The organism is Capnocytophaga sp. oral taxon 336 str. F0502, assembly GCF_000411575.1.
Lineage (GTDB): Bacteria > Bacteroidota > Bacteroidia > Flavobacteriales > Flavobacteriaceae > Capnocytophaga > Capnocytophaga ochracea.
The window spans coordinates 259,312-284,736 of sequence record NZ_KE150490.1 but is presented as its reverse complement, the minus strand read 5'-3'; the positions used below and the strand labels follow the sequence as shown (position 1 = coordinate 284,736).

Annotated in this window: 23 protein-coding genes, 3 tRNA genes and 1 pseudogene; 18 read left to right on the top strand and 9 right to left on the bottom strand. The window is 38.7% G+C overall.

What is annotated here, in order from left to right; translation table 11 throughout:
* Positions 1-20: 20 nt before the first annotated feature.
* The 9 genes and pseudogenes from HMPREF1528_RS06965 to HMPREF1528_RS06930 all read left to right on the top strand — a co-directional run bounded on the left by HMPREF1528_RS06965 (position 21) and on the right by HMPREF1528_RS06930 (position 6,868).
* Complete coding sequence (locus tag HMPREF1528_RS06965) at positions 21-602, top strand: non-canonical purine NTP diphosphatase (protein ID WP_016479186.1); 582 nt, start codon at positions 21-23, stop codon at positions 600-602.
* Positions 603-607: 5 nt separating this feature from the next.
* Positions 608-1,288: an ABC transporter ATP-binding protein gene (locus HMPREF1528_RS06960; protein ID WP_002673035.1), complete on the top strand. Its 681-nt coding sequence runs from the start codon at positions 608-610 to the stop codon at positions 1,286-1,288.
* The gene (locus HMPREF1528_RS06955; RefSeq protein ID WP_016479185.1) at positions 1,289-2,149 is read left to right on the top strand and encodes a glycosyltransferase; all 861 of its coding nucleotides are present in this window, start codon (positions 1,289-1,291) and stop codon (positions 2,147-2,149) included. It begins immediately after the preceding gene.
* Between the two features lie 498 nt (positions 2,150-2,647).
* Positions 2,648-2,833: a hypothetical protein gene (locus tag HMPREF1528_RS06950; RefSeq protein ID WP_009417906.1), complete on the top strand. Its 186-nt coding sequence runs from the start codon at positions 2,648-2,650 to the stop codon at positions 2,831-2,833.
* A pseudogene (locus tag HMPREF1528_RS12615) lies at positions 2,833-2,969 on the top strand (NAD-dependent epimerase/dehydratase family protein); the annotation flags it as partial. The gene HMPREF1528_RS06950 and the pseudogene HMPREF1528_RS12615, both read left to right, overlap by 1 nt.
* Before the next feature lie 18 nt (positions 2,970-2,987).
* Positions 2,988-3,989 carry an NAD-dependent epimerase/dehydratase family protein gene (locus tag HMPREF1528_RS06945; RefSeq protein WP_034567940.1) on the top strand — a complete coding sequence of 334 codons (1,002 nt, stop codon included), beginning with the start codon at positions 2,988-2,990 and terminating at the stop codon, positions 3,987-3,989.
* Positions 3,986-4,996 (top strand): tetraacyldisaccharide 4'-kinase, encoded by a 1,011-nt coding sequence (gene lpxK / locus HMPREF1528_RS06940; RefSeq protein WP_016479182.1) that lies wholly within the window; start codon positions 3,986-3,988, stop codon positions 4,994-4,996. Before HMPREF1528_RS06945 ends, lpxK begins: the two co-directional genes overlap by 4 nt.
* A gap of 29 nt (positions 4,997-5,025) precedes the next feature.
* Positions 5,026-5,577 (top strand): thioredoxin family protein, encoded by a 552-nt coding sequence (locus tag HMPREF1528_RS06935; protein ID WP_002673044.1) that lies wholly within the window; start codon positions 5,026-5,028, stop codon positions 5,575-5,577.
* A gap of 127 nt (positions 5,578-5,704) precedes the next feature.
* Positions 5,705-6,868, top strand: coding sequence for a sigma-54-dependent transcriptional regulator (locus tag HMPREF1528_RS06930; protein WP_002676357.1), 1,164 nt, complete (start codon positions 5,705-5,707; stop codon positions 6,866-6,868).
* Positions 6,869-7,029: 161 nt separating this feature from the next.
* On the opposite strand, the gene queA is transcribed toward HMPREF1528_RS06930, so the two are convergent.
* The 3 genes from queA to HMPREF1528_RS06915 form a co-directional block, all read right to left on the bottom strand.
* Positions 7,030-8,079 (bottom strand): tRNA preQ1(34) S-adenosylmethionine ribosyltransferase-isomerase QueA, encoded by a 1,050-nt coding sequence (gene queA, locus HMPREF1528_RS06925; protein ID WP_009421022.1) that lies wholly within the window; start codon positions 8,077-8,079, stop codon positions 7,030-7,032.
* Positions 8,080-8,278: 199 nt separating this feature from the next.
* Positions 8,279-8,351: transfer RNA gene (locus HMPREF1528_RS06920), tRNA-Pro, on the bottom strand.
* Positions 8,352-8,457: 106 nt separating this feature from the next.
* Complete coding sequence (locus HMPREF1528_RS06915; protein ID WP_016479181.1) at positions 8,458-10,158, bottom strand: bifunctional alpha/beta hydrolase/class I SAM-dependent methyltransferase; 1,701 nt, start codon at positions 10,156-10,158, stop codon at positions 8,458-8,460.
* A gap of 390 nt (positions 10,159-10,548) precedes the next feature.
* Here HMPREF1528_RS06915 and HMPREF1528_RS06910 point away from each other — a divergent pair, with 390 nt between their 5' ends.
* From HMPREF1528_RS06910 to HMPREF1528_RS06885, 6 genes are all read left to right on the top strand, one after another.
* Positions 10,549-11,913 (top strand): phage integrase SAM-like domain-containing protein, encoded by a 1,365-nt coding sequence (locus HMPREF1528_RS06910; RefSeq protein WP_016479180.1) that lies wholly within the window; start codon positions 10,549-10,551, stop codon positions 11,911-11,913.
* A gap of 62 nt (positions 11,914-11,975) precedes the next feature.
* Positions 11,976-12,797 carry a hypothetical protein gene (locus HMPREF1528_RS06905; RefSeq protein ID WP_016479179.1) on the top strand — a complete coding sequence of 274 codons (822 nt, stop codon included), beginning with the start codon at positions 11,976-11,978 and terminating at the stop codon, positions 12,795-12,797.
* 152 nt (positions 12,798-12,949) lie between these two features.
* Positions 12,950-13,231 carry a helix-turn-helix domain-containing protein gene (locus HMPREF1528_RS06900; RefSeq protein ID WP_034567939.1) on the top strand — a complete coding sequence of 94 codons (282 nt, stop codon included), beginning with the start codon at positions 12,950-12,952 and terminating at the stop codon, positions 13,229-13,231.
* A gap of 222 nt (positions 13,232-13,453) precedes the next feature.
* Positions 13,454-13,912 (top strand): hypothetical protein, encoded by a 459-nt coding sequence (locus tag HMPREF1528_RS06895; protein WP_016479177.1) that lies wholly within the window; start codon positions 13,454-13,456, stop codon positions 13,910-13,912.
* Entirely contained in the window at positions 13,909-15,375 is a 1,467-nt protein-coding gene (locus tag HMPREF1528_RS06890) for a hypothetical protein (protein ID WP_016479176.1), read from the top strand. Before HMPREF1528_RS06895 ends, HMPREF1528_RS06890 begins: the two co-directional genes overlap by 4 nt.
* Before the next feature lie 17 nt (positions 15,376-15,392).
* Positions 15,393-15,593, top strand: a complete 201-nt coding sequence (locus HMPREF1528_RS06885; RefSeq protein ID WP_016479175.1) for a hypothetical protein — start codon at positions 15,393-15,395, stop codon at positions 15,591-15,593.
* Positions 15,594-16,544: 951 nt separating this feature from the next.
* Here HMPREF1528_RS06885 and HMPREF1528_RS06875 read toward each other — a convergent pair.
* The 3 genes from HMPREF1528_RS06875 to argS form a co-directional block, all read right to left on the bottom strand.
* Positions 16,545-16,630 (bottom strand) — tRNA-Leu (locus HMPREF1528_RS06875).
* 24 nt (positions 16,631-16,654) lie between these two features.
* Positions 16,655-16,727: transfer RNA gene (locus tag HMPREF1528_RS06870), tRNA-Gly, on the bottom strand.
* A gap of 117 nt (positions 16,728-16,844) precedes the next feature.
* A complete protein-coding gene (argS, locus tag HMPREF1528_RS06865) occupies positions 16,845-18,638 on the bottom strand; it encodes an arginine--tRNA ligase (RefSeq protein ID WP_016479174.1) in 1,794 nt (597 codons plus the stop codon).
* A 585-nt stretch (positions 18,639-19,223) separates the two neighbouring features.
* Here argS and gcvH point away from each other — a divergent pair.
* Genes gcvH through HMPREF1528_RS06850 form a run of 3 tightly spaced genes read left to right on the top strand, consistent with a single transcriptional unit; the run spans position 19,224 to position 20,718 of the window.
* Positions 19,224-19,604: a glycine cleavage system protein GcvH gene (gene gcvH / locus HMPREF1528_RS06860; protein WP_016479173.1), complete on the top strand. Its 381-nt coding sequence runs from the start codon at positions 19,224-19,226 to the stop codon at positions 19,602-19,604.
* Positions 19,597-19,944, top strand: coding sequence for a VanZ family protein (locus HMPREF1528_RS06855; protein WP_016479172.1), 348 nt, complete (start codon positions 19,597-19,599; stop codon positions 19,942-19,944). Before gcvH ends, HMPREF1528_RS06855 begins: the two co-directional genes overlap by 8 nt.
* Positions 19,945-19,980: 36 nt before the next feature.
* Complete coding sequence (locus tag HMPREF1528_RS06850; protein ID WP_009410658.1) at positions 19,981-20,718, top strand: energy transducer TonB; 738 nt, start codon at positions 19,981-19,983, stop codon at positions 20,716-20,718.
* A gap of 156 nt (positions 20,719-20,874) precedes the next feature.
* On the opposite strand, the gene HMPREF1528_RS06845 is transcribed toward HMPREF1528_RS06850, so the two are convergent.
* The 3 genes from HMPREF1528_RS06845 to HMPREF1528_RS06835 all read right to left on the bottom strand — a co-directional run bounded on the left by HMPREF1528_RS06845 (position 20,875) and on the right by HMPREF1528_RS06835 (position 25,244).
* Positions 20,875-22,362, bottom strand: coding sequence for a GH3 auxin-responsive promoter family protein (locus HMPREF1528_RS06845; protein ID WP_034567936.1), 1,488 nt, complete (start codon positions 22,360-22,362; stop codon positions 20,875-20,877).
* 163 nt (positions 22,363-22,525) lie between these two features.
* On the bottom strand, positions 22,526-24,103 hold the full coding sequence (gene dnaB, locus HMPREF1528_RS06840; RefSeq protein WP_016479170.1) for a replicative DNA helicase: 1,578 nt from the start codon (positions 24,101-24,103) through the stop codon (positions 22,526-22,528).
* Between the two features lie 184 nt (positions 24,104-24,287).
* The gene (locus tag HMPREF1528_RS06835; protein WP_002673067.1) at positions 24,288-25,244 is read right to left on the bottom strand and encodes an acetyl-CoA carboxylase carboxyltransferase subunit alpha; all 957 of its coding nucleotides are present in this window, start codon (positions 25,242-25,244) and stop codon (positions 24,288-24,290) included.
* Positions 25,245-25,425: the final 181 nt, after the last annotated feature.

Genomic DNA, 25,425 nt, shown 5'->3' with positions numbered 1-25,425 from the left:
TTTTCGAGTTTTATATCTGTATGAAATTAGTGTTTGCTACCCATAATCAGCATAAATTAAAGGAAATACAAGCCCTTTTACCTAAAAATATCGAACTGCTAAGTTTGAGCGACATAGGTTGCAATGACGATATAGCCGAGACTGCTACTACTATTGAGGGCAACGCTTTGCTGAAAGCTCAATACATCAAAGAGCATTATCATTGCAACGTTTTTGCCGATGATACAGGCTTAGAAGCACAGGCACTAAACAATGCTCCTGGGGTATATTCGGCACGGTATGCAGGTGAGCACAAAAGCGATACAGACAATATGTATTTGCTACTAAAGAATATGGAAGGAATTTCACACAGAGAGGCTCAGTTTAAAACGGTTATTGCTTTATGTTTAGATGGCTCTATATATACTTTTGAAGGTATCGCAAAGGGACGTATAGGCACTACCCCTGTAGGCACTAACGGTTTTGGGTATGACCCTATATTTATTCCTGAGGGTTCTGACCAAACTTTTGCCGAGCTGACCCAAGAAGAAAAGAACCGTATCAGTCACCGTGGAAAAGCCTTTGGAAAGCTATTACATTTCTTAAACCAAAATATTCAGTAAGAAAAATGAGTTTATTAGAGATTAAAAATATCAAACGAGATTTTAGATTAGGGTCTGAAATACTGCACGTACTGAAAGGCATCAACCTATCTATAGAAAAGGGAGAATACCTTGCCCTTATGGGACCATCGGGCTCTGGTAAATCTACTTTGATGAACATCTTAGGGTGCTTAGATACGCCTACCTCAGGCGAGTATATTCTGAACGGTAAAGATGTAAGCAAGATGAGCGACTCGGAATTAGCCGACATTCGCAATAAAGAGATAGGCTTCGTATTTCAAACCTTCAACCTAATGCCACGTACTACGGCTTTAGACAATGTAGCTTTGCCTATGGTATACGCAGGCGTTAAGAAAGAAAAACGACACGAGCGCGCTAAAGAAGTACTGAAATTAGTGGGATTAGAAAACCGTATGCTTCACAAACCCAATGAACTATCAGGAGGGCAACGCCAAAGAGTAGCTATAGCAAGAGCTTTGGTAAACCACCCTTCAATTATCTTAGCCGATGAGCCTACTGGGAACCTTGACTCTAAAACTTCTTATGAAATAATGAACCTTTTTGACGAAATCTACCAAAAAGGGAATACCGTTATCTTGGTAACCCACGAAGAAGACATTGCTCGGTATGCCAAACGGATTGTCCGCTTAAAAGACGGACTTATAGAAACTGATAGCGCTAAGTAAATGAATATCGGAATTATTATCCCTGCTTATAACGAAGCTGAAAGTATTGGTGTTACCTTGCAATCTCTGCTAAATCAGACCTTTCTTCCCTATCAAATTATAGTAGTAGACGACGGTTCTACCGATACCACTGCTGAGGTAGTGAACCAAATTGCTACCCAATATCCCGTAGTACAATTGGTGCAACGCAGTGAGAAGGGTGAACATCTACCAGGGGCTAAAATAGTGCAGACTTTTAACTATGGGCTTCCTTACCTAAAAGAAGACGTAGAGGTTATTTGCAAATTTGATGCCGACCTCATCTTCCCTAACAACTATCTCGAAACAATGTGCCAGCAATACAGTAAAAATCGACAGTTGGGAATGTTTGGGGGCTTTTGTTATATTGAGAGAAATGGCTCTTGGGTACTTGAGAATCTCACTAATAAAGACCACCTAAGAGGTGCTGTAAAATCTTATCGGAAGGCGTGTTTTGAAGCTATAGGTGGACTTAAAATAGCAATGGGCTGGGACACCGCCGATGAGCTATTGGCGCGCTACCACGGTTGGGCAGTACAAACTGACGATACTCTTCACGTAAAACACCTACGCCCGACAGGTGCTGGCTATAAAAGCAATGCCCGTTACCTGCAAGGAAGCGTTTTCTACCGTCTGCGATACGGTTTCTTCCTCACTTTACTCGCTGCCATAAAATTAGCCATAAGAAAACGCAATGGTAAACTCTTCTTAGATTATTGCAAAGGATTTTATAAAGCTAAACAAGAAAAACAACCTTACTTACTCACTCCTGAAGAAGGTAAATGGGTAAGACAATACCGATGGAAAGGGATTTTCAGTAAAGTAGTGAAAAGCAAAAAATGAAAAAGTAATAATATCAAAAATGCCAATAATGCCAATAATACTAAATCGATGATGATACGAGGTCGTAGTACGACAGGCAACTAAACAAAGAGTAGCTAAATAAAAGATGGCGCGAACCGCACGGGCAGATAGAGAAAAGACGAACAAAAGACGAACAAAAGACGAACAATGAACGAACAAAAGACGGACAAATGACGGTGCGAGCCGCACGGGCAAATGAACAATGAACGAAGAAAAGACAAAAGATGAACGAACCTAAGTAGAAGGTAAGTTAAAGCTAAGATAGACATAAAAAGAGAGTTATTAATAGATTTCAACATTGCCGAAGTTTGAAACTTTAGCACCCCCCCATACCGCAAAAGTAATAGCATACAAGAGATACCCTTATCCCTCTCCTAATTAAATGCTTTTCAGTTATTTTTATGCATCAAATGGCATATTTGGCAAATAATTATTATCTTTGCCCCGACTAAGAAACTAAAAAAACAAGGTTCAAGAATGATAAAACACAAGTATGGCAGAACGCAAACCAGTTTGCCCACTGAAATTATTGAACTACTGAGCGACCAAGTGAGTAAAGAATTGGTATGTTCTATTCTTGACCCCTTCGAGTTCTACGACGAAAAAGATTCGCCTATGGCTCTTAAACTTATTGATGAACACATTCTTTTAGACGAAAAATAATGATTTTAGTAACTGGCGGAACAGGGCTGATTGGCAGTCGCTTGCTTTTTTACCTTACTCAAAACAAGGTGCATAAAGTAAGGGCTATCTATCGCAATGCCCATTCATTAGAAAAAATCGAACAACTTTTTATACAACAATTAGACGAAAAATGATGATTTTAGTAACTGGCGGAACAGGGCAGATTGGCAGCCGCTTGCTTTTTTACCTTACCCAAAACAAGGCGCATAAAGTAAGAGCTATCTATCGCAATGCCCATTCATTAGAAAAAATCGAACAACTTTTTATACAACAATCCCCCAATGGAGCGGAACAATTCCGCTCTATTGAGTGGGTAGAAGCCGATATAAGTAACATTCCTGCGCTGGAACAAGCGTTTGCGAATGTTTCTTTTGTTTTTCACTGTGCAGGCTTTATCTCTTACCAACCTAAAGATTTTGCTCAGCTCATCAAAGTGAATGTCGAAGGAACGGCTAATATCGTAAACTTGTGTATTGACTTTAAGGTAAAAAAACTCTGTTATGTGAGCTCTGTAGCTACCCTTTCGGCTTTGCCTCACACACCTATTGATGAGGAAAACGACTGGAATAGTGAGGACAATAACACTGATTACGCTATCAGTAAGAACGGTGGCGAAATGGAGGTATGGCGTGGCTCGCAAGAAGGATTGCCAGTGGTTATTGTAAATCCTTCAGTGGTGTTGGGTGCTGATTTCTCTGAACAAGGCTCTGGCTTGTGGTTTAAAAAAGTAGCTGATGGACAGAAATATTACCCCACAGGGGGTACAGGCTTTGTGGCGGCAGACGATGTCGTACGCGCAATGATTGCCTTACAATTCTCCGAAGTTACGGGAGAACGCTTTGTGCTGAATACGGCTAACCTTACTTATCAATCACTTTTTGAGAAGATAGCCAAAGGATTAGGAGTGAAAGCTCCTACTAAAAAAATTTCTCATAAAGTATTGCGTCGTTTGGCACGTTTAGACGGCTTTTTGAGTTTCTTGGGTATCAAAAAACGAACCCTCACTCTCCAAACAGCCGATGCTCTCGGCTTAATAAGGACTTATAATGGCAATAAAATAAAAGAGTTTATCAATTTTCAGTACAGTGATATCGATGAAGTAATCCAAGAGATTTGTGCAAAATATCCACTATGAGAAAATGGTTTAAATATCTTTTTAAAATACTTCTTTTCCCTTTGGCGTGTTTGTATGGTGCAATAGTTCGTCTGCGCCATTGGTGCTACAACGTGGGTATCTTTAAAGAACATACTTTTGCCGTACCTACTATTTGCGTGGGCAATGTAGCAGTAGGAGGGACAGGTAAGAGCCCAATGGTGGAGTACCTCATCAGACGATGGCATAAACAGCGTAGAGTGGGCGTGCTCAGTCGTGGTTATAAACGCAAGACAAGGGGCTTTATATTAGCTACCGAGACTTCTACGGTATTGGATTTAGGTGATGAACCTTTCCAATTTTGGTGGAAATTTAAGGATATTATCTTAGCTGTTTGTGCCAACCGAGTAGAAGGTGTAGAACGAATGCTCGCCTTGCCTATGCCTCCTGAACTCATTATATTAGACGACGCTTTCCAACATCGCCCCGTAAAAGCAAAAATCAACATAGTGCTTACCGCTTACGGGCATCTGTTTACTGACGATTGGCTACTGCCAATGGGGCGACTCCGCGATGTAGTAAGCCGAGTGCAACAAGCCGATATAGTGGTTGTAACTAAATGTCCTCCCTCATTGTCAGAAAAAGAACGTACTCAGCTCATAACGCGTTTACAGAAGCATTGCCTTTGTCCTATCGTCTTTGCAACCATTGCCTACGATAAGCAAGTATTTTCAGGGACGAAAAACATATCTTTGACGACTTTCATTCAAGAACCTTTTACTTTGGTAACAGGCATTGCCAATCCGAGTCCTCTACTCACATTCTTGAAAGAACAAGGAGCAGATTTTCAGCATTTAGCTTTTGCCGACCATCATCATTTTACCGAGAGAGAAATACAGCAATTGCAAGGCAAGCGAATCTTGACCACTGAGAAAGACTACGTGCGCCTGCAACCTCATTTGCAAGACTTGTACTACCTGCCTATCGCAATGCAATTCCTCACCCCCACTGATGAACATACATTTGGCACGGTTTTTGAAAATCTATAAACACGAAAAAATTACAAACTTTTATCAGTATGACAAGAAAACTCATCGCTATTGTAGCTTTTGTTTTGGTAGCTACTGCTACTCTTGAAGCTCAGGAAATTAAATGGATGACTTTTGATCAAGCTATTGCTGCTCAGAAGAAAAAACCTAAAAAAATATTTATTGACGTATACACTAATTGGTGTGGACCTTGCAAAATGTTAGCGAACAACACTTTTAAGAACAAAGACTTAGTAAAGTATGTGAACGATAATTACTACGCTGTAAAGTTCAATGGTGAAGGTAACGAAGTAGCGAACTACAAAGGACAAAAGTTTGAGAACAAAGGCTATGACCCCGCATTGGCTGAACGCCGTAACGCCACACACCCACTTACTGGCTATATGCAAGTACAGGCTTACCCAACAATGGTGTTCTTAGACGAAAATAACGATTTGATAACAGGTATCACCGGGTATATGTCGCCTACTCAATTAGAACTCTACTTGAAGATGTTTAACAACAATGATTACAAAAAAATCACTACTCAACAAGAGTTTCAAGTATATCAATCGAAGTTCAAACCTACATTTAAAAACTAATAAATACACTTTTTCATAAACACACGTCAAAAACTCTTGGCAGAATGTCAAGAGTTTTTTATTTTTTTACTACCTTTGCGGAGTAATTAGCAGATTATTCAAATTGGCAAATGGAAAGATTGAATTTATGGCAAAAATACTCATCATAGAAGACGAATCGGCAATTCGCCGTGTACTTACCAAAATATTGGTAGAAGAAAGCAAAGAGTACGAAGTAGAAGAAGCAGCTGATGGTGTAGAAGGCGTTGAGAAACTCAAAAAAGAGGACTACGACTTAGTGCTATGCGACATCAAAATGCCTAAGATGGACGGTATGGAAGTACTCGCTGAGGTCAAGAAACTCAAACCCGAAATCCCCTTTGTGATGATATCAGGTCACGGCGACCTCGAGACAGCAGTAAACGCAATGCGCTTAGGGGCTTACGACTATATCTCAAAACCACCCGATTTGAACCGCTTGCTCAACACCGTGCGCAATGCTCTCGACAAGAAGAAATTAGTGGTAGAGAATAAACATCTCAAAAAGAAGGTGAGCAAGAGCTATGAGATGATAGGAGAAAGTGCACCTTTGCAACAAATCCGTCAGATGATAGAAAAGGTGGCTCCTACCGAAGCGCGTGTGCTCATCACGGGCTCTAATGGTACAGGTAAAGAGTTGGTAGCTCACGCTATTCATTACCAAAGCGAGCGCAGTGAAGCTCCGATGGTAGAGGTAAACTGTGCCGCTATTCCTTCTGAACTGATAGAAAGTGAACTCTTCGGACATATCAAAGGGGCGTTTACTTCGGCGGTAAAAGACCGTGCAGGTAAGTTTGAGGCTGCTAACAATGGTACTATTTTCTTGGATGAGATAGGCGATATGAGTCTCTCTGCCCAAGCCAAAGTGTTGCGTGCCTTGCAGGAGAACAAGATTACCCGCGTGGGAAGTGATAAGGACATCAATGTAGATGTACGTGTAATAGCGGCAACCAATAAAGATTTAAAAAAAGAAATAGCCGAAGGTCGTTTCCGTGAGGATTTGTACCACCGTTTGGCAGTAATTCTCATCAGAGTACCGTCACTTAACGAACGCAGAGACGATATCCCTCTACTTATTGATTATTTTTCAGCAAAAATAGCCGAGGAACAAGGTATTAGTCCAAAGAAATTTAGCAAAAAAGCAATAGAGCTTCTTCAAAAACAAGATTGGACGGGTAATATTCGCGAACTGCGTAATGTAGTAGAGCGACTCATTATCTTAGGAGGCAAAGAAATCTCAGAAGATGATGTAAAAGCGTTTGCAGGAAAATAGTGCGAGCCACACTGGCTCTTTAAATTAGGAAATAAGTAAGCGTTACAAAATCTTACCGATTAACTATGAACAAAATAAAATTCCTCTCTATAACTATTCAGAAATAAAAAATGACGGCAAGGAGTTTTCTCTACCGTCATCTTCTTTATATATAACTCTTCTTATAGAATAAGCATCGCATCGCCGTAAGAATAGAATTTATATTTCTGCTCTACGGCTTCTTTATAAGCACGCATAATGAGGTCGTGCCCAGCAAAAGCTGAGACCATCATTAACAAGGTAGATTTAGGAGTGTGAAAGTTGGTAATCATTGCATTGGCTATACTAAAATCATATGGAGGAAAAATAAACTTATTTGTCCAACCGTCAAATGGATTTAGAAAACCATCAGATGAAACTGAGCTTTCCAACACGCGCATTACGGTAGTTCCTACCGCACATACACGTTTTTTATTCACCTTAGCTGCATTAATGATTTTTGTTTGACTTTCAGGAATATGTATCTCTTCACTATCCATTTTGTGCTTAGAAAGGTCTTCTACCTCTACAGGATTGAAAGTTCCTAACCCCACGTGCAAAGTTACTTCGGAAAAGGTAATACCTTTTATTTCCAAACGCTTCATCAAGTGTTTAGAGAAGTGCAACCCCGCAGTGGGTGCAGCTACAGCGCCTTCGTATTTAGCATAGATAGTTTGGTAGCGTTCTTCATCTTCAGGTTCTACTGGACGAGAGATGTATTTAGGCAGAGGTGTTTGCCCTAATTCTGTAAGATGTTGGCGAAACTCTTCATAAGTACCATCGTATAGAAAACGAAGGGTGCGACCGCGAGAGGTAGTATTGTCTATTACCTCGGCTACCAATTCAGCATTTTTGCCAAAATAGAGTTTATTGCCTATCCGTATCTTTCGAGCAGGGTCTACAAGTACGTCCCACAAACGTTGTTCAGCACTGAGTTCACGCAACAAAAATACTTCTATCTTTGCCTTTGTTTTTTCTTTATTCCCATACAAGCGAGCAGGAAATACTTTAGTATTATTCAGTACAAACACATCTCCATCGTCAAAATAGTCGATTACATCTTTAAATAGTCGGTGTTCGATTTCTCCTGTTTTACGATGTATTACCATTAGGCGTGCTTCGTCGCGGTTCTCACTGGGATACTCAGCTAATAGCTCTTTAGGAAGTTCAAAATTAAAGTTTGAAAGTTTCATATATTTTCTATATAATAATCATCAGTTTATAAATGGTATCGTAACTTTTATGCTGAATTTAAAACAATCCATATTGTTCTCCACCATAAATATCCGTAGATATACATTCAAGAAATAGACGCTAAAGAAGGGTAAAATAGAGATATAATAACAAAGGAAGATATACCTTATTCATTTCAAATAGCTATTAAAGAAAAAGTCGGGATGACTGGACTCGAACCAGCGACCACACGCACCCCATACGTGTACGCTACCAACTGCGCCACATCCCGATTTTTAATTTTAGAGCGCAAAACTACTACCTTTTACAGAAACTACCAAATAAATAGAATAAAATATTTTACGACAAGGGCTATTTATTTGATATACTGAAAAGTCCTATTTTTCTATCTTCCCTAATGAAACTGTAAAGATTCCAAAATCATCTATCAGCATATCCTGCTTTTGCACTCCATTAAGAGAAAATATCCCGTCTAACTCTCGCTGACTACGGCGACGCATCACCCAATCTTTCTCTTGATGACTTTTTAGTACAAAGGCTATCGTTTTGAGTTGTGGGTGCCACGGCTGTCCTGTATAAATCAAAAAACCGTTTTCTGAAATCGACACAACTCCCTTTACCGCCTCATTAGCTAATTTATTATCACCAAAAAGTTCAAAAATACCTGATATGATAGTGATATTAGGATTATAGTCTAACCTTGTGTAGTTATTGGCTTTAAAACAATTGTAGTTAGTGAATCGTATATCTTGAAAGCCTCTTTCTCTGACGGTTTGCTCCCCTTTTTCTATATTAGCTGGTAAAAACTCATTGATGACAATTTCTACCTCTGGGTGCTTTTCTTTGATGTCAAACAAATAATTACCTACTCCTCCAGCAATATCAAGTATCTTTATTTTCTTCCCTTCGGCTTGCAAAGCTTGTATCGCTTTATCTACTTGCTCCAATAAGTGTGCTTTGCGTATACGTACGCCTCGCCACCCAATGGCATTGAGATAACTTTTGTCCATCAGTTTACCTATACCCCATTTCCCTTGAGGAATATTCTTGTAAACGTAATCCATTGAAGCTCCTGAATCAAATCCATATTCCAGTCCTATCGCCATTCCGCCACTGAGGTGTCCTAACTTACTCAGTGCCCATTTCTGAAATCGGTAATAGTACTTTTCTCTATTGGGTATGAGCTCGTATTGCATTATTTCGTACTCTTTTTGAGTAAAAGTATCGGGTTTCAAAGAAGGTGATACAAGAGGTGTTTCAAAAGCTCTACTGATAAAATGTTCAAGTAATTTATATACCTCTTCTCTGCCTTGCTCAAACAAAATGCCGTGGTGGAATCCTTCTAAGGTAATAAATTCTTTTATTTCAGAAGATAAGTTTACATAGAATTGCTTCTGCTGCTTGTTAATCACCACAAAGTCTTTTTCAGCTGAAAGCAGTAGTGTGGGAATAGTAATAGCAGCAGCATCTTCGACCAATCGCTTACCTGCATTAGCTAAATCTATAAGCAGTTTGCCGTTGATAGACCGCGTGATAAACCTATCTGTATCATAGGCGCGTTGCTGTTCAGGGTCACGAGTGAGCATTTTAGATTTAACATAGCTTTTTACAACAAGATTAGGTTTCACTTTTAGTGCTAATTCTATAGCTTGCTTGGCTAAGGGAACTATTAAATTGATTTCAAAAGCAGGTGCTAAAAGTGCCATTCCAGCAATACGTGGAGCAAAATCGTGTACCCAAGCCGATACAATCACCCCTCCTATACTGTTGGCTACTACAAAAATATCCTCTTCTTGCACGTCGTATTCTTGTTGCAAAAACTTAGCAAAAGCATCTAAATCTCGTACTGAATCCATAAAAGCAGGCGATACTGAAGCTTTAGTATGCCCGTGCCCTCTCATATCAAAAGCAAAAATATTATAGGACACAAACAACGGGTGCGTAGCAAATTCCTGTAAGCGCTCACCGTACTCGTGACCGCGATGTATTACAATAAGCGTTTTTTGTTGAGGCTTGTAATTCCATTCGTAGAAGTATAACTCTGCCCCTTGATATCCCTTGAAAAAACCTGTATTCATTATCTTGTTATTTTATTGTGCAGGCAAAGGTACGCTTTTTAATGATAAAAACAATAAAAGTGAAGGATAATTACTTCATTACATTAATATTTAAGAAGTATATAATAACAAAAAAATCACTACCTCTCTTCGTAAGTAGTGATTGAAGATTGTACTCGGAGCGGGACTGTAACCACGTATTTTCAGGACTTTTGTAAATGTCTATTTTTTAGTATATAATTATATGAAAAACAGATATTTAAAGAGTGTTTTGGTAGTGTGTGGTGATTGTATGGTATTGCATAAAATTGCATATTTTCGGCTAATTTTCGGCTAAATGTCGGCTAACTTTTTGGAGGTGTATTTTTTTATTTTTATCTTTGCAATGTTTTTAAAAATAGTGGTTGTAATATGGTTATAAAATTCATTCTTCAAAGTAAAAGTGATAACGCTCCTATATACGTGCGTTTAATCATTAGTAGAGATAAAGACTACAAATGTAAAACGGGGCTATTTATAGACCCTAAATCGTGGAGCGTGGCAAAGCAACTGCCAAAGACTACTGCAATAGAGCATAAAAATACAGCAATAGACCTGAACGCCTTGCGACAATTCATTGAAAAGTGTGTGAACCAATCAGACCAACGGGGCGAGGTGATTAATACGCAATGGTTAAAAGACAAAGTGGATATACACTTTAAACGAATAACAGATACCGCAACAAAGCAAAGCGACCTAATTACTGAACTAATAGACCATATCATACAGAACGCCTCCACACGCAAAAACGCACGGGGTACTTTGGGGCTATCTGTTAGCCGTGTGAAATCATATCACACCCTCAAAAGCATTTTTATAGACTATCAGGCGTACACCCGCAAACGATACAAGGCAAAGGATATAAACACCCCCTTTGAAAAAGTGTTTTTGGGCTGGCTAATGAATGAAAGAGGGTATAAAGATAGTTATGCCCTGAAAATTATTGACAACCTGAAGGCAGTATGCAACGAGGCGCAAGCGTTGGGAATGGAAACCAGCCCGCAACTGACAAAAGTAGGAAAGGGAACGCCTGACAAAGAAACGCCCGTATATCTTAATGCGTTGGACTTGGAAAGGGTGCGTGGTTGTGTGATTGAAAATAAAAGTTTGGATAACGCCCGCAAATGGTTATTATTAGGGTGCTTGTTAGGACAACGCGGGGGCGACTTGTTAGACCTTACAGAAAGCAATTTTGTACAGCATATTGACGGGGTGGAGTATGTAGAACTTAAACAACAAAAGACGGGCAAGATAGCACGCATTCCGATTGTTGGAGCATTGCAGGAAATAAACACTATCAGGAATAACGGACTCCCTTACAAAATATCGGTACAGAAGTTTGACCAATATATAAAGCAGGTGTGCAAATTAGCGGGTATTAACGAACTTATCGAGCATTCCAAAGTGTGTATGGTGGACGATAAGGGTAATATTATAGAGCAGGACGATAAGGGTAACTACACCAGTAAGGGGGTGAAAAGAACGGTTAAGGGCATGTTTGAGAAGTGGCAACTGGTAGGCTCTCACACGTGTAGGCGTTCATTTGCGACAAACCTATATGGCAAATTGGAGACGGCTTTTATTATGCAAATGACGGGGCACACAAAGGAAAGCACGTTTTTAGCATACATAGGTAAAACCGCAACGGACTACCTATTGCAAACGGCTAATAGGCTGCAAGAGTTGGAGGCGGTGAACGTTCCTACATTAAAACCTTTGAGGACGAAGATAGGATAATCCAAAGGTTAGAGGGTAGCCCTGAATAATATTGAATAACGTTTTTAAAAAATTGTGGAAATATGAATATTGAATTAATAGATTTATCTGTTTATGAATTATGTAATTACATTAGAGAAAATGAATTAGGGGAATTTGATATGCTAAAAATATTAAAAGCATATACAGATGATTTTAATTTAGAGTTGTTAAAAAGATTGGACTGGGATATATCGTTTTATCTTTTTCAGGAGGGCGAGATAATGGAAGCAAAATTCACTACTGAAGATATAGACAATGCTATAAAGGAAAGAACAAATGCAGGTATAGAAATACCCTATATAATGCCTAAAACAATTGAGAAACTAACACCTCGACAAATAGAGAATAGAAAAAAAGCAAAAAATATTCTTTTTCAAACTGAGAAAATAATTAACTTAGAAGCATTATTATTTCCTTATGAGTTTTACAGTGTTAGAACGTTTAGGAGGTTGGTACAATCAAAAATAAAAGAGTTACAGCCAAACCAAAAATATACCCCTATAAGTATTCGTTTGAATGATTATATGGAAAAAACGGACGGAAGCGATACCTCAACGCCTCCACCTCCTGAACCTGAATTGATAGACTTTTCAGAGGATATGGATACAAAAACGAGACTTGCTATATTGCAGGAGTTGGGTATTTTTGATTACCTAATAAAAACAGCATATCCGATTAACAACGCTAATAAAATAGCCTCTTTATTGAGTGCTATTATAGGGGGTGAAGCAAAGACTTTGCAAACCTATGTAAACCCGATTATTAGCCCCAATACAGACCAACGAAACGCACCCAAAAAGATACATAAAGAGAAAGCGCGGCAAATATTGCAGAAGTTAGGCTATGTCGCTAAGAAGTTATAAAACATTCTAATTGCTTATATACAAAGGCTTTAAGGTTATTCCTTAGAGCCTTTTTCGTTTTTATTATTATTCATTGATTCTTTTTAAGTACTACTTAATTTTTACCTAACTTTCCTTTGCACCGCAAACAAATAAAAACAATCATTAGAAAAATGGAAGCAGTACAATTTATTCAAACTACACCTGCACAACTGCAAACAATGATTTTGGAGGGTGTGCGTGCTGAACTTAGAGAACTAAAAAAAGACTTTCAGCCAAAAGAGCCAACGGAGTACCTAACACGTAAGGAGGTGCAAAAAATGCTTAATATCAATATGAGTACTTTGCACCACTGGACGAAGCAAGGGAAGTTAAAAGCGTACGGTATAGGTGCACGTGTATACTACAAAAGGCAGGAGGTAGATAATGCCCTAATACGGCTAAAAGAGGGGTAAAAACAAACAAAGAGGCACGTAGCCCCTTTGTATGCGTTTTTAAAAATTGTGGGTGTGCAAATTCACACGAGGCAAAGGTACAAATATTTTTTTGATTAACAAATAAAAAACACCCTCCCCACATCGGGGGAGGGGTATAAATCGACTGAAAAGTTAGCCTTTTGCATACCAGCACAACACAATATTTTTACTTAGTATAATAACCTTTAAACACAATAAAAAATGGCACACGAAATAATAATACATTCATTTGATAGGGTAGAAACCTCCGACAAATACAAAGAGGTTAAACATTTCGAGCGTATTTGGATAAGTGGTAATGAGGCAAAGACACGTATTAAAGATTTTGCTAACATATCATTACAAAGACACTTTAACAAGTCTCAAAATGTTTATTTTTGGTACAGAAATGCCTCAATGAATAACGGCAAGCGTGGCAAATGGAGTGCCCCAATTACGGGGCTATTTGCCACAAATCACAACCTAATTTATTTTGGTGATATATCAGAAAAACAACCAAACGGCTACACCCGCAAAGTATCTTTTTTGTTTTTCGTATTTAAATACGACAATAGTAGAATGGTAATATTTGAGTACCCTAACTATTACCCGTCCGCTAATGATATAGGAGCATTCATCAGCGACCAAATAGGGTATATAAAAAAGAAGTTAGGGCTATGATTGACTATTTTAAGGCATTTATCAATTACCGCAACGATACCCGCTTTCAGGAACTAAAAGAGGCGGGTACGTTTGGGGTATTAAAGGAAAAGATAGACACAGAGACGGGAGAGGTAAAAAATGCATATCTGTACAAAAATATGATTATAAAACCGACCAGTGAGGGATTTTTACTTGCAGGCAGTTTGCATAAGTATAGGAGCATTATCAAAGACATTGCAACCAGTTGGCAAATAGATAAATATCAAGGATTTAATGGTGATGTATTTACATTGGAAGATATTACAGCCACTGCTGAAAGTCTTTGCTCTGAATTAGGGGTTAGCCCGCACATTTGCAAATTACAAAATATTGAATTTGGTATAAATAACGTGGTTACCTTTGCGCCGTTTGATTTTCTAAAAGGGGTACTATATCACCGCAACGATTATAGCCCTACCATAAAACACAGGGGTAATTATATTCAGTTTGAACACAGTGACTATTTCATAAAGATTTATAACAAAAGTAGGCAGTATAAACTACCTAACAACGTTGTTAGGATAGAAATTAAAGTAATGAAAATGCGTAAATTAATAGAGGCAGGTATAAACATTAGTACCCTTGCTGATATTAACAAAACGACTTTAAAACAAGCGTTTAATTTACTTTATAACGAGTTTAACGAGTTAGTTTATTACGACTACTCAATAAATACAAAGGGACTAACAAAGGCAAAGCAGGCACGCCTCAAAGACTATAAGGATAAAAACTTTTGGAAAGAAGCAAGCAGACGAAACAAACAGCACCACAAAGAGCAATTAAGTATCCTAATTAAAAATTATTCGGATAACTATAAGGAACAAATGCAACGGCAAATGATAGCGGGGTATAATGCCACAATTGAGGGCAAAGCGGGTGATTATACCCTGCCAGCACCGCAACCAATAGGGAGAAAGCAGGAAACAAAAGACACTTCACAAAGTGAAAAATATGTTACAATCTCACCGCAAATTGATAACCAAAAAATAACTTCACAAAGTGAAAAAACGTGTTACAATCTCACCGCCTCTAAAAAAGCAAATATGTTACAATCTCACCGTTTAAGTATAGGGTGGGAATGTAACATAGGGGGTACTAAAAAGATTGTAGAAAAAGAGACCTCCGAAAAGGTTAAAAAACCGCTCTCGGATAACTATCAAAAAAAGTGTGTTATCACTGGTATAAGTTTGGAGTTAGAGGATAAGGGGGCGAGGTACATACAGACGAAGACAATTAGGCACGTAAAAGATACAGACTTGCATTTATATTCATTGCTTTGTAGTTTGTTATTACCACACACGGGCGTTAGACCAGTTTTTGAGAAAAATATCATAAACCAGTTAGCAAAGCAAGTACGCAATCGTTATTACAACAAATCAGAGGGCACAAGGTCTATAATGCGTGGTAGTGATTTAAAACAGCAATTAACATTAAATTTATAAACATAAAAAAAAAGACTATGAAACAGAAAATAAAAATCAAACCGAGAGCGTTTAAGGGCGAAGACGGTATTTGGTTGGTTGCGGTAGATATTATCAGCACTGACCCAAAAGAGCAAGATATACGCATTTTGCTGACTACTGAACTTGCTACCGAATTAGCAAATGAAATTAAGTTTGCAAACTACACGGCAAAAAGTCAAAACCACAAAAACCCCTAATACCCGTCAAAAATAAACGCAAACGGCTCTTTTTTTGATTATCAACCGTATAGCAATACAAACTAAAAATAACGCAAAGTTAATAGATTTTCTCATTGTGTTTTTATTATTTTACCCTTGCTCAGATTTGGGCAGGGGTATTTCATTTAGATTTACAGTTAAAAGCACTTGTTTTTCTTTTCGTTTTTCAAGCGATTAGGGTATTTTATGCGCCTTATAAAAAAAGCAAATCAGGAACAAATATTTTTTCGTTTTTGAAGCGATTGTGAATTTAATTCTTTATAAAAAAACAAATGCTTTTTTTGATTTTTGTCGCCTTTATAAAAAGCATACTCAGAACTGAGGAAGACTGCTAAATAATCAGCACTGCTCAAAATTGAGCATACCTCAAAAGGTTGCAACCTATCAGGGCAAAAGGTTGTAAGTTGCAACCTAACAGCAGGCAAAAGCAAGGAACTAACATCTGTACCGCGCAAAAGGTACTTTTTATAACTTTTGATATAGTTGAGGTGATTAGCATTCAATATTTTTCAATATACCCCGCTTAAATTGTTACCCCCTTTTCTAACTATCAGTAAATCAGCCGAACTATAATTTTTTATTTCGGTAAATTGGGGTAATGGTGCGCTAAATGTACGCTAAAATGCGGTAAAACGGGGGTAAAACGGGGTAAAACATTCAGTAAATATTCAGTAGTACAACCGTAAAAAAACATACACTTGTACAAAGTTAGGAGACAACCATAAATCAGCGGTATTTTTTACGCCTTATAAAAAAGAAAAAATCACTACCTACAAAAGGCGGTGATTTTCTTTTTTATAAGTTACATTCAGGAGGTAAAAAAACACCCCTAAAAAATAGTTTTTTGAAAGTTTTCGGCTAAATGTCGGCTAAATTAGCCATTAAAAAAATATAACCCTTTGATTTCCAAAGGGTTATATTTAAGAATTGTACTCGGAGCGGGACTTGAACCCGCACAGGCATTACTGCCCACTGGATTTTAAGTCCAGCGTGTCTACCGATTCCACCATCCGAGCCTTCTATGATAAACATAAAAAAAGAGCGAAAAACGGGGTTCGAACCCGCGACCTCAACCTTGGCAAGGTTGCGCTCTACCAACTGAGCTATTTTCGCTTATTTCTTTTCCAATAAATTCGCAACTGGCTTTTCCTTTATTTGCGGTTGCAAAGGTACAACAATTATTCATTCCTGCAAATTTTTTGAATACTTTTTTTATACTACTATTATAACCTACATTCTTTCAGGAACTTGTATGCCCAGCATTTTAAACGACTCTGCTATAATTTCTCCTATTTTCTTGCTCAACATTACCCTAAAATCACGCTTGCTCTCCTCTTCCTCTCCCAAAATCGATACATTTTGGTAAAACGAATTGAAGTCTTTTACCAAATCATACACATAATTGGCAATAATAGCAGGACTATAACTATCAGCCGCATCTTGTACAACCGACGGAAATAGGGTGATGCTCTTTAGCAAAGCCTTCTCTTTCTCGTGTAAACCTTTAACTTTTTCTACCGCTGCTTCATTCCTACCTCCCATTTTAGCATACTTGCGCATAATCGACTGGATACGAGCGTAAGTGTATTGTATAAACGGACCTGTATTCCCTTGAAAATCGATAGACTCTTTAGGGTCAAACAAAATACGCTTCTTGGGGTCTACTTTTAATATATAGTATTTTAAGGCTCCCAAACCTATGGTGTGATACAAGGTTTCTTTCTGCGCTTCGGTATAACCGTCGAGTTTGCCGAGTTCTTGTGAAATCTCTTTGGCGGTTTGCTCCATTTCAGCAATAAGGTCATCGGCATCTACTACGGTGCCCTCGCGACTTTTCATCTTGCCACTGGGCAAATCTACCATACCATAGCTCAGGTGATACAAGTGTGATGCCCAATCGTAACCCAACTTTTTCAGAATAAGAAAAAGCACTTTGAAGTGATAATCTTGCTCGTTACCTACCGTGTACACCATTCCTTTTACGTCAGGATAGTCCTTCACACGCTGGGTAGCAGTCCCCATATCTTGCGTCATATAAACCGACGTACCATCAGCACGAAGCACCAACTTCTCATCTAAGCCATCGGTGGTAAGGTCACACCAAACTGAACCATCTTCTTTCTTGAAGAATACACCTTGCTCCAAACCGCGTTCCACAATGTCTTTCCCTAACAAATAGGTATTGCTCTCGTAGTAATACGAATCAAAATCAACACCTAAATTCTTATAAGTAACGGCAAAACCATCGTATACCCAGCCATTCATCTGTTTCCAAAGTTTTATTACTTCGGGGTTGCCCGCTTCCCATTGGCGAAGCATCTCTTGGGCTGCTACAAATATAGGAGCTTGTTTTTCCGCTTCTTCTTTGGTCTTCCCTTGTTCTACTAATTGCTGTATTTCAGCTTTGTACGCCTTATCAAACGCCACATAGTAATTCCCTACTAATTTATCACCCTTCAACCCTGTATTTTCAGGAGTCTCACCATTGCCAAAACGTTGCCACGCCACCATCGATTTGCAAATGTGTATCCCCCTATCGTTGATGATTTGGGTTTTATACACCTTATGTCCAGCTGCTTTTAAGATTTCAGCTACCGAATACCCTAAGAGATTGTTGCGGATATGCCCTAAGTGCAACGGTTTATTAGTATTAGGCGATGAGTATTCCACCAAAATAGCCTCTTTGCTATTAGGCGTTGCCAAACCAAACTGAGGATTATTCTTCACTTCTTTTAAAAAGTCGATGTAGTAACTATCAGCAATTACAAGATTTAAAAAACCTTTAATCACATTGAAGTCAGTTACCAAATCACCTACTTTCTCTTTTAAGTACCCTCCTATTTGTTCTCCTATCTGCACAGGATTACCTTTGATATGACGCAATAGCGGAAACACCACAAGAGTAATATCGCCCACAAACTCTTTTTTAGTCTGTTGCAATTCAACGCTTTCTAAGCTCACACCATACAGTTCCTGTACAGCTTGTAATATATATTGTTTAAGAGTATCGTTTAAGTTCAACATTTGCAAATTCTTTCTTTTGAGAGGGCAAAGGTACAAATAATTTAATATATAAAAACATTTTGCTTTCAGTTTTATTCCCAGCGCCCACCTTCTTACCCTCAGCTTTTCCTCACTTTATCCCCCTCCTCCTTTTAGTCATCTATCACTATAAACCCACTATAGACCCACTGTAGAGCCACTGTAGAGCCACTGTAGAGCCATTGTAGACCCACTATTGAGCCATTGTAGACCCACTGTAGCCCCACTATAGACCCACTTATTGTTCGATTATCCTATAAGCTTTGTATAATCTTCTCCCAATTTCACCATTAATCATTAACCATTAATCATTAACCATTAATCATTAACCATTAATCATTAATCATTAACCATTAATCATTAACCATTAATCATTAACCATTAATCATTAACCATTAATCACTAACCATTAACCATTAACCACTCGTTTAGCATACACCTAATCTACTAATTTACCGACCATTATCCCACAACTCAAATAAAATGTTAAAATTTTTCTAATAAAAATTTGGTAGTTACAAAAAAAGAGAGTACCTTTGGCTCGCTTTTTAAGACATTTATTGGGCAATGAACTTTCCATCTGATTTAAAATACACTAAAGAACACATATGGGTGCGCATCGAAGGTGATATAGCCACAGCAGGCATTACCGATTTTGCTCAACACCAATTAGGCGACATTGTGTATGTGGAAGTAGAAACCATAGGCGATACCCTTAATGAAGATGAAGTATTTGGCAGTATCGAAGCCGTAAAAACAGTATCCGATTTATTTATGCCCCTCACGGGCGAAGTAATCGCGTTTAATGAACCGCTAAACCAAAAACCTGAGAAAGTAAATACCGACCCATATGGCAAAGGGTGGATAATACAACTGAAAATAAGCGATATTACCCAGTTAGATAATCTACTCTCAGCCGAAGCGTATAAAACTCTAATATATGCTTAAAAAACACAAATACACTTTGTTATGGGGCATATGGACGATAGCTATTATCACTCTAAGTCTTATCTCATTCAGCGAAATGCCCAAAGCACCTCGTATTCCCTATTTAGACAAAGTTGCTCATTTCAGCTTCTATTTCGGTTACACGGCACTGTTTATATTAGCATTTAGAAGTAAATTATGGGCAGTAATCACCGCCTTATTTTTAGGCGCAACAATGGAAATACTACAAGGCTTACTTACCACTACTCGCTCTGCCGACTATATTGATATGCTCTTCAATACATTTGGCACAGTTGTTGCTCTACTGTTTATGAGAAAGTATGAAAAGCTTTTCAGATAAAAAGTATATTTAATAACCTTTTAAAAGAAAATCATTATGCAACCTAAAAAAAATCCGAAAGCCGATTTGGCAAAAAGTAGCGGATTGTTCTTTGCCATAGGATTCGCTCTTGTATCTGCCCTTACCTTATGGGGGTTCGAAACAAAAGTGTATGACAAAAGCGTTCAAGACAACCGTACGTCAGATGTGGATAAGGCTCTTGACGAAAATCAAGAGAACTACACAATGGAGACCCCTCCTGAAACTCCACCACCTCCACCACCTCCAGCCCCTACAGTGGTAGAGGAAGTAAAAGTAGTGGAAAACGATACTAAAATCGAAGAACAAGTAATTGGTACTACTGAAACTACTAAAAATGAGCAAATAGCTAAAGTAGAAGAAATTAAACAAACTGTAGTAGAAGAAGCTCCTGATGTAGATGTGCCTTTTACTATTATCGAAGATAAACCTATGTTCGAAGCTTGTAAAAACGTTCCTAAAGATCAACAAATGAAATGTTTTCAAGAAAACTTGAACAAACACGTAGTAAAGAACTTTAGCTATCCACAAGCTGCCGCCGAAATGGGTATTCAAGGAAAAGTATTTGTAAACTTCCGCATCAATACCGATGGTACTATTACCGTTTTAGGAGTGCGTGGTCCCGATAAAATTTTGGAAGATGATGCTAAGAAACTTATTATGAAACTTCCTAGACTTATCCCAGGTAAACAACGTGGTAAACCTACACCAGTTACCTTTGCTTACCCTATCAACTACAAATTACAAAACAACTAAAAAACAAAAGCCAATAGTAAAATACTATTGGCTTTTTTATTTAATAATTCTACATTATTGTTAAGCAAAAATGATTCGCAAATGTTTTTAGAGTCAAAGTCGCGAAGAACTGAATATGCGAGGTAATTTGTGCTTCTTAAGTAATCAGTCTTAATCTTAACTTTTCACTAATCGCTCCACAACACTTCTATCATTCGCCAATCGCTGTATTTTATTCTGTCCGCCGAGCTTTCCTTGCGACTTCATATAAGAGGCAAAACCGCCTTCGGCGACTTCGGTTATTTTGAGCGGTTGGAGTACTTTACCTTGTATGAGGTCGTAGTAGTACATATTCTGTTTTTGTAGAGCCTCATCTATCACTTGGGCAAAGCGTTTCATATCAGTAGGTTTCTGCTCAAATTCTACAAACCACTCGTGATAAGGCAATTCACCCCCTACCGGATTTACCTGAGGAGCGACCGTAAATTCTGTGATACGCGCTCCTGTAGCCTCTAACCCCTCGCGCATTGCCTCTTCCACTTCTTTGCCAATCACGTGTTCGCCAAAAGCCGAAATAAAATGCTTAATGCGCCCCGTAACTACTATACGGTAAGGCGCAAGCGAAGTAAATTGCACCGTGTCGCCTATATTGTAGCCCCAAAGTCCGGCATTGGTAGATATAATGAGCGCATAATTTACCCCCAATTGTACGTCCTGCAAAGCCACTCGTTTGGGAGCATCACTGAAGAAAGTATCAGCTTCTACGAACTCGTAAAAAATCCCCGAATTGAGCAGTAAGAGCATTCCCTTCTCTGTTTGACTATCTTGATAGGCAAAGAATCCCTCGCTGGCGGGATAGAGTTCTATGCTATCCACTTTGCGCCCGATGAGGTGCTCAAATTGTTGGCGATAAGGTTCGTAGTTCACCCCTCCATAAATAAACAAGTTGAAGTTAGGGAACAATTTTCCTATCTTGATACCTGAGCGCGTGTACAATCGCTCGAAGTACATCAGCACCCAAGAAGGTATCCCGCTGATGAGGGTCATATTTTCAGAAAAAGTCTCGGTAACAATCGCTTCTACTTTGGTCTCCCAATCTTCTATACAGTTAGTTTTGTACGAAGGCATACGATTGCGCTGCAAATAAGCAGGTACATAGTGTGCTACTATACCCGAAAGTCGCCCTGTTTTAATACCGTTTTTTTCACCTAAAATAGGACTTCCTTGCAAGAAAATCATCTTTCCTTCTACAAAATCGGCTTTTTTAGTCTCGTGTATATAACATAAAATCGCATCACGTGCTGCCTGAATATGGAAGGGCATCGAGGCTTTGGTAATAGGAATATACTTCGCCCCGCTGGTAGTCCCTGAAGTCTTGGCAAAATAGAGTGGTTTACCTTTCCATAACACATCTTTTTCGCCTTCCACTACCCTATCGATATAAGGGCGCAAGGCTTCATAATCGCGTATAGGCACGCGAGCAACAAAATCTTCATACGTTTGGATTTCCTCAAAATGATGGTCACGTCCAAAAGCCGTATTTTTAGCTTGTTCTATAAGCGACTGGAATACTTTTTGTTGTATGTCTATTGGAGCTTTAGCCCAGCGGTCTATCTTTTTTTTAACGATAGAGGCAAATATTTTGGATATATATGATTTAATCATAATGAAGTCTGTTTGACTCCGCAAAGATACTACTTTTTTTAATTTGCAATACGATAAGTATTAATTTTATAACAAAGCCATTCCTCTCTCCGCATCATTTTATGCTATTGAGAAGAATGGCAAAAAAGTTTTCTTGGATATTCACAAACTCCAAGAGTTATTTTTAGTAAGGTATATCGTCTTCGGTTGAAGCTGTTGAAGGTGCACCAAAAGCCTGCTCCGGATTGGCAGTAGGCACTGTTTCAAAAGCTACATTTTCATTCATCTTCGAAACAAATTCTTGTGTTCCCATAGGTAAATAGCTTCCACTGTCGTATTCCTCTAAGTTAGCAAACCTTCCCAAATGTCCTTCAAACTTCAATCGGATACTATCCAAACCTCCATTGCGGTGTTTAGCCACAATAAATTCAGCTTGTCCAGCGGTAGGTGTTCCTGATTCGTCGTCCCATTCTGTAATTTTATAGTATTCAGGACGGTAGATAAACGATACAATATCGGCGTCTTGCTCAATAGCTCCTGATTCACGTAAGTCGGATAACTGCGGACGCTTTTGCTGTCCAGGACGTGATTCCACATTACGCGAAAGCTGTGAAAGAGCTATTACGGGTATGTTCAACTCCTTAGCGAGAGCTTTTAAGTTACGAGAAATTGTAGAAATTTCTTGCTCGCGGTTACCCACTCCTTTGCTACCTCCTGCCGTCATCAACTGTAAGTAATCAATAATAATTAGCTGAATGCCGTGCTGTGTAGAGAGTCGGCGCGCTTTAGCTCGGAGGTCAAAAATTGATATAGAAGGCGTATCATCTATAAAAAGAGGCGCCTTTTCTAGGTCTTTCACCTTAGTATTTAGCACGTACCACTCGTGCTCTTCCAACTTCCCTGTACGCAATTTCTCTGACGACAGACCTGTTTCTGAAGAAATCAAACGCGTAATAAGCTGTACCGACGACATTTCCAATGAGAAAAACGCTACGGGTATCCCCTGCCCTACTGCTATATTTCTTGCCATAGAAAGCGTGAGGGCTGTTTTCCCCATACCTGGGCGTGCCGCTACGATAATAAGGTCACTCGCTTGCCAACCTGAGGTGAGTTGGTCGAGTTTGGTAAAGCCCGAAGGTACTCCACTAAACCCATCAGTTTTATTAGAGAGGTCTTGTATTTTCTTGAGTGCTTTTATCACCAAATCTCCCGCTACTTCACTGGAACGCTTTAGGTTACCTTGTGTTACTTCATAGAGTTTCTGCTCAGCACTGTCCAACGAATCAAACACATCGCGAGTATCGTCGTAAGCGTCTTCTATAATTTCCGAAGAAATTTCAATGAGTTTGCGCTTGATGAACTTCTGTAAAATAATACGCGCGTGAAATTCCACGTTAGCAGATGATGATACTCGTTGGGTGAGATTAATAAGGTAAAACTCTCCTCCCACCGCCTCCAAATTGCCATTTTTGCGAAGTTGTTCTGCCACCGTAAGCAGGTCGATAGCTTCCGATTCGTTGAAAAGTTCAAAAATAGCTTGATAGATAAGTTGATGTTGCTTTTTATAAAAAACTTCAGGGTTGAGTATGTCTATCACATCATCAACGCCTTTCTTGTCAATGAGCATAGCTCCCAAGATAGCTTCTTCAAGATTGAGGTCTTGTGGAGGGAGTTTTCCTCGCTCTAAACTCACTTGTGTTCGCGAGAATGGTTGTATTGCAGGAACAATTTCTGGTACTGATGTGTTTTCTGTTTCGTTCATACGGCAAAGATACGAAATAGTTTAATTTGGGGTAGATGATTTTACCCACAAACACTGTTAATAGTCTGTTGATAACTTCTGAAAAGTTTTCTTTACTCTTCTATTTAGCAACCGTTTACTATCTTCATTTTATAAAAAAAGCGCTTAAATAGCGCCTTTATAAGTTGTTGATATTATCATTTTCTTACTTCTCACTGAACACTCCCATCGCGAGGTACTTGTTCATTCGTTTTTCAACCAATTTATCGGTGGGAAGCTTCTTCAAATCCTTATAAGTGTCCAATATCACTTTGCGAACAGTAGCAAACATCATTTCGCGATCGCGATGTGCCCCCCCGAGTGGTTCCTTAATAATCTCATCTATCAGTTTTAACTTCTTCATATCAGGAGCGGTGAGTTTTAGAGCTTCAGCTGCTTCCTTTTTGTACTCCCAGCTACGCCATAATATAGAGGAACAAGACTCTGGCGATATTACCGAATACCAAGTATTTTCAAGCATATACACTTTATCACCTACACCGATACCTAGCGCTCCTCCCGAAGCTCCTTCGCCTATGATAAACACTATTACAGGCACTTTCAAACGTGACATCTCCAATATATTGCGAGCAATTGCTTCTCCTTGTCCGCGTTCTTCAGCTTCAATACCAGGGAAAGCTCCTGGCGTGTCTACAAAACTCACTATAGGAATGTTAAACTTTTCAGCTTGTTTCATCAATCGCAAGGCTTTGCGATACCCTTCGGGGTTTGCCATACCAAAATTGCGATATTGTCGCATCTTAGTATTTACTCCTTTTTGCTGACCAATAAACAAAAAACTCTGGTCATCTATCTTTCCAAAACCTCCTATCATCGCCTTATCGTCTTTCACTGTACGGTCGCCGTGAAGTTCCAAGAAAGTGTTTCCTGCAAGTGAGTTGATATAGTCAAGAGTATAAGGTCTCTCCAAGTGACGAGAGATTTGCACTCGTTGCCACGCCGTAAGATTACCATAAACTTCCTTCTTTACTTGGTTGAGTTTCTTTTCTATTTTCTTGCAAGCATCAGTCATATCCACATCACTTTCATTACCGATGACCTGACACTTTTCCATCTGTTCTTCAAGCTCTTTAATAGGTTGTTCAAAATCTAAATATTCCATAAACTAAGCGTTATTTGATTTTTTAGAATGCAAAGATATAAAATAATTTTGAATTACGAACTAATATTTTTTGTTTATAAGCTTAACTCCCTTTTTTTATCCGGCAATTCTTCTAAGCAATTAAATGATTATCAACGTTTTTTCAATATAACTCCAACCCATTTGCTAATTTAATCTCCCG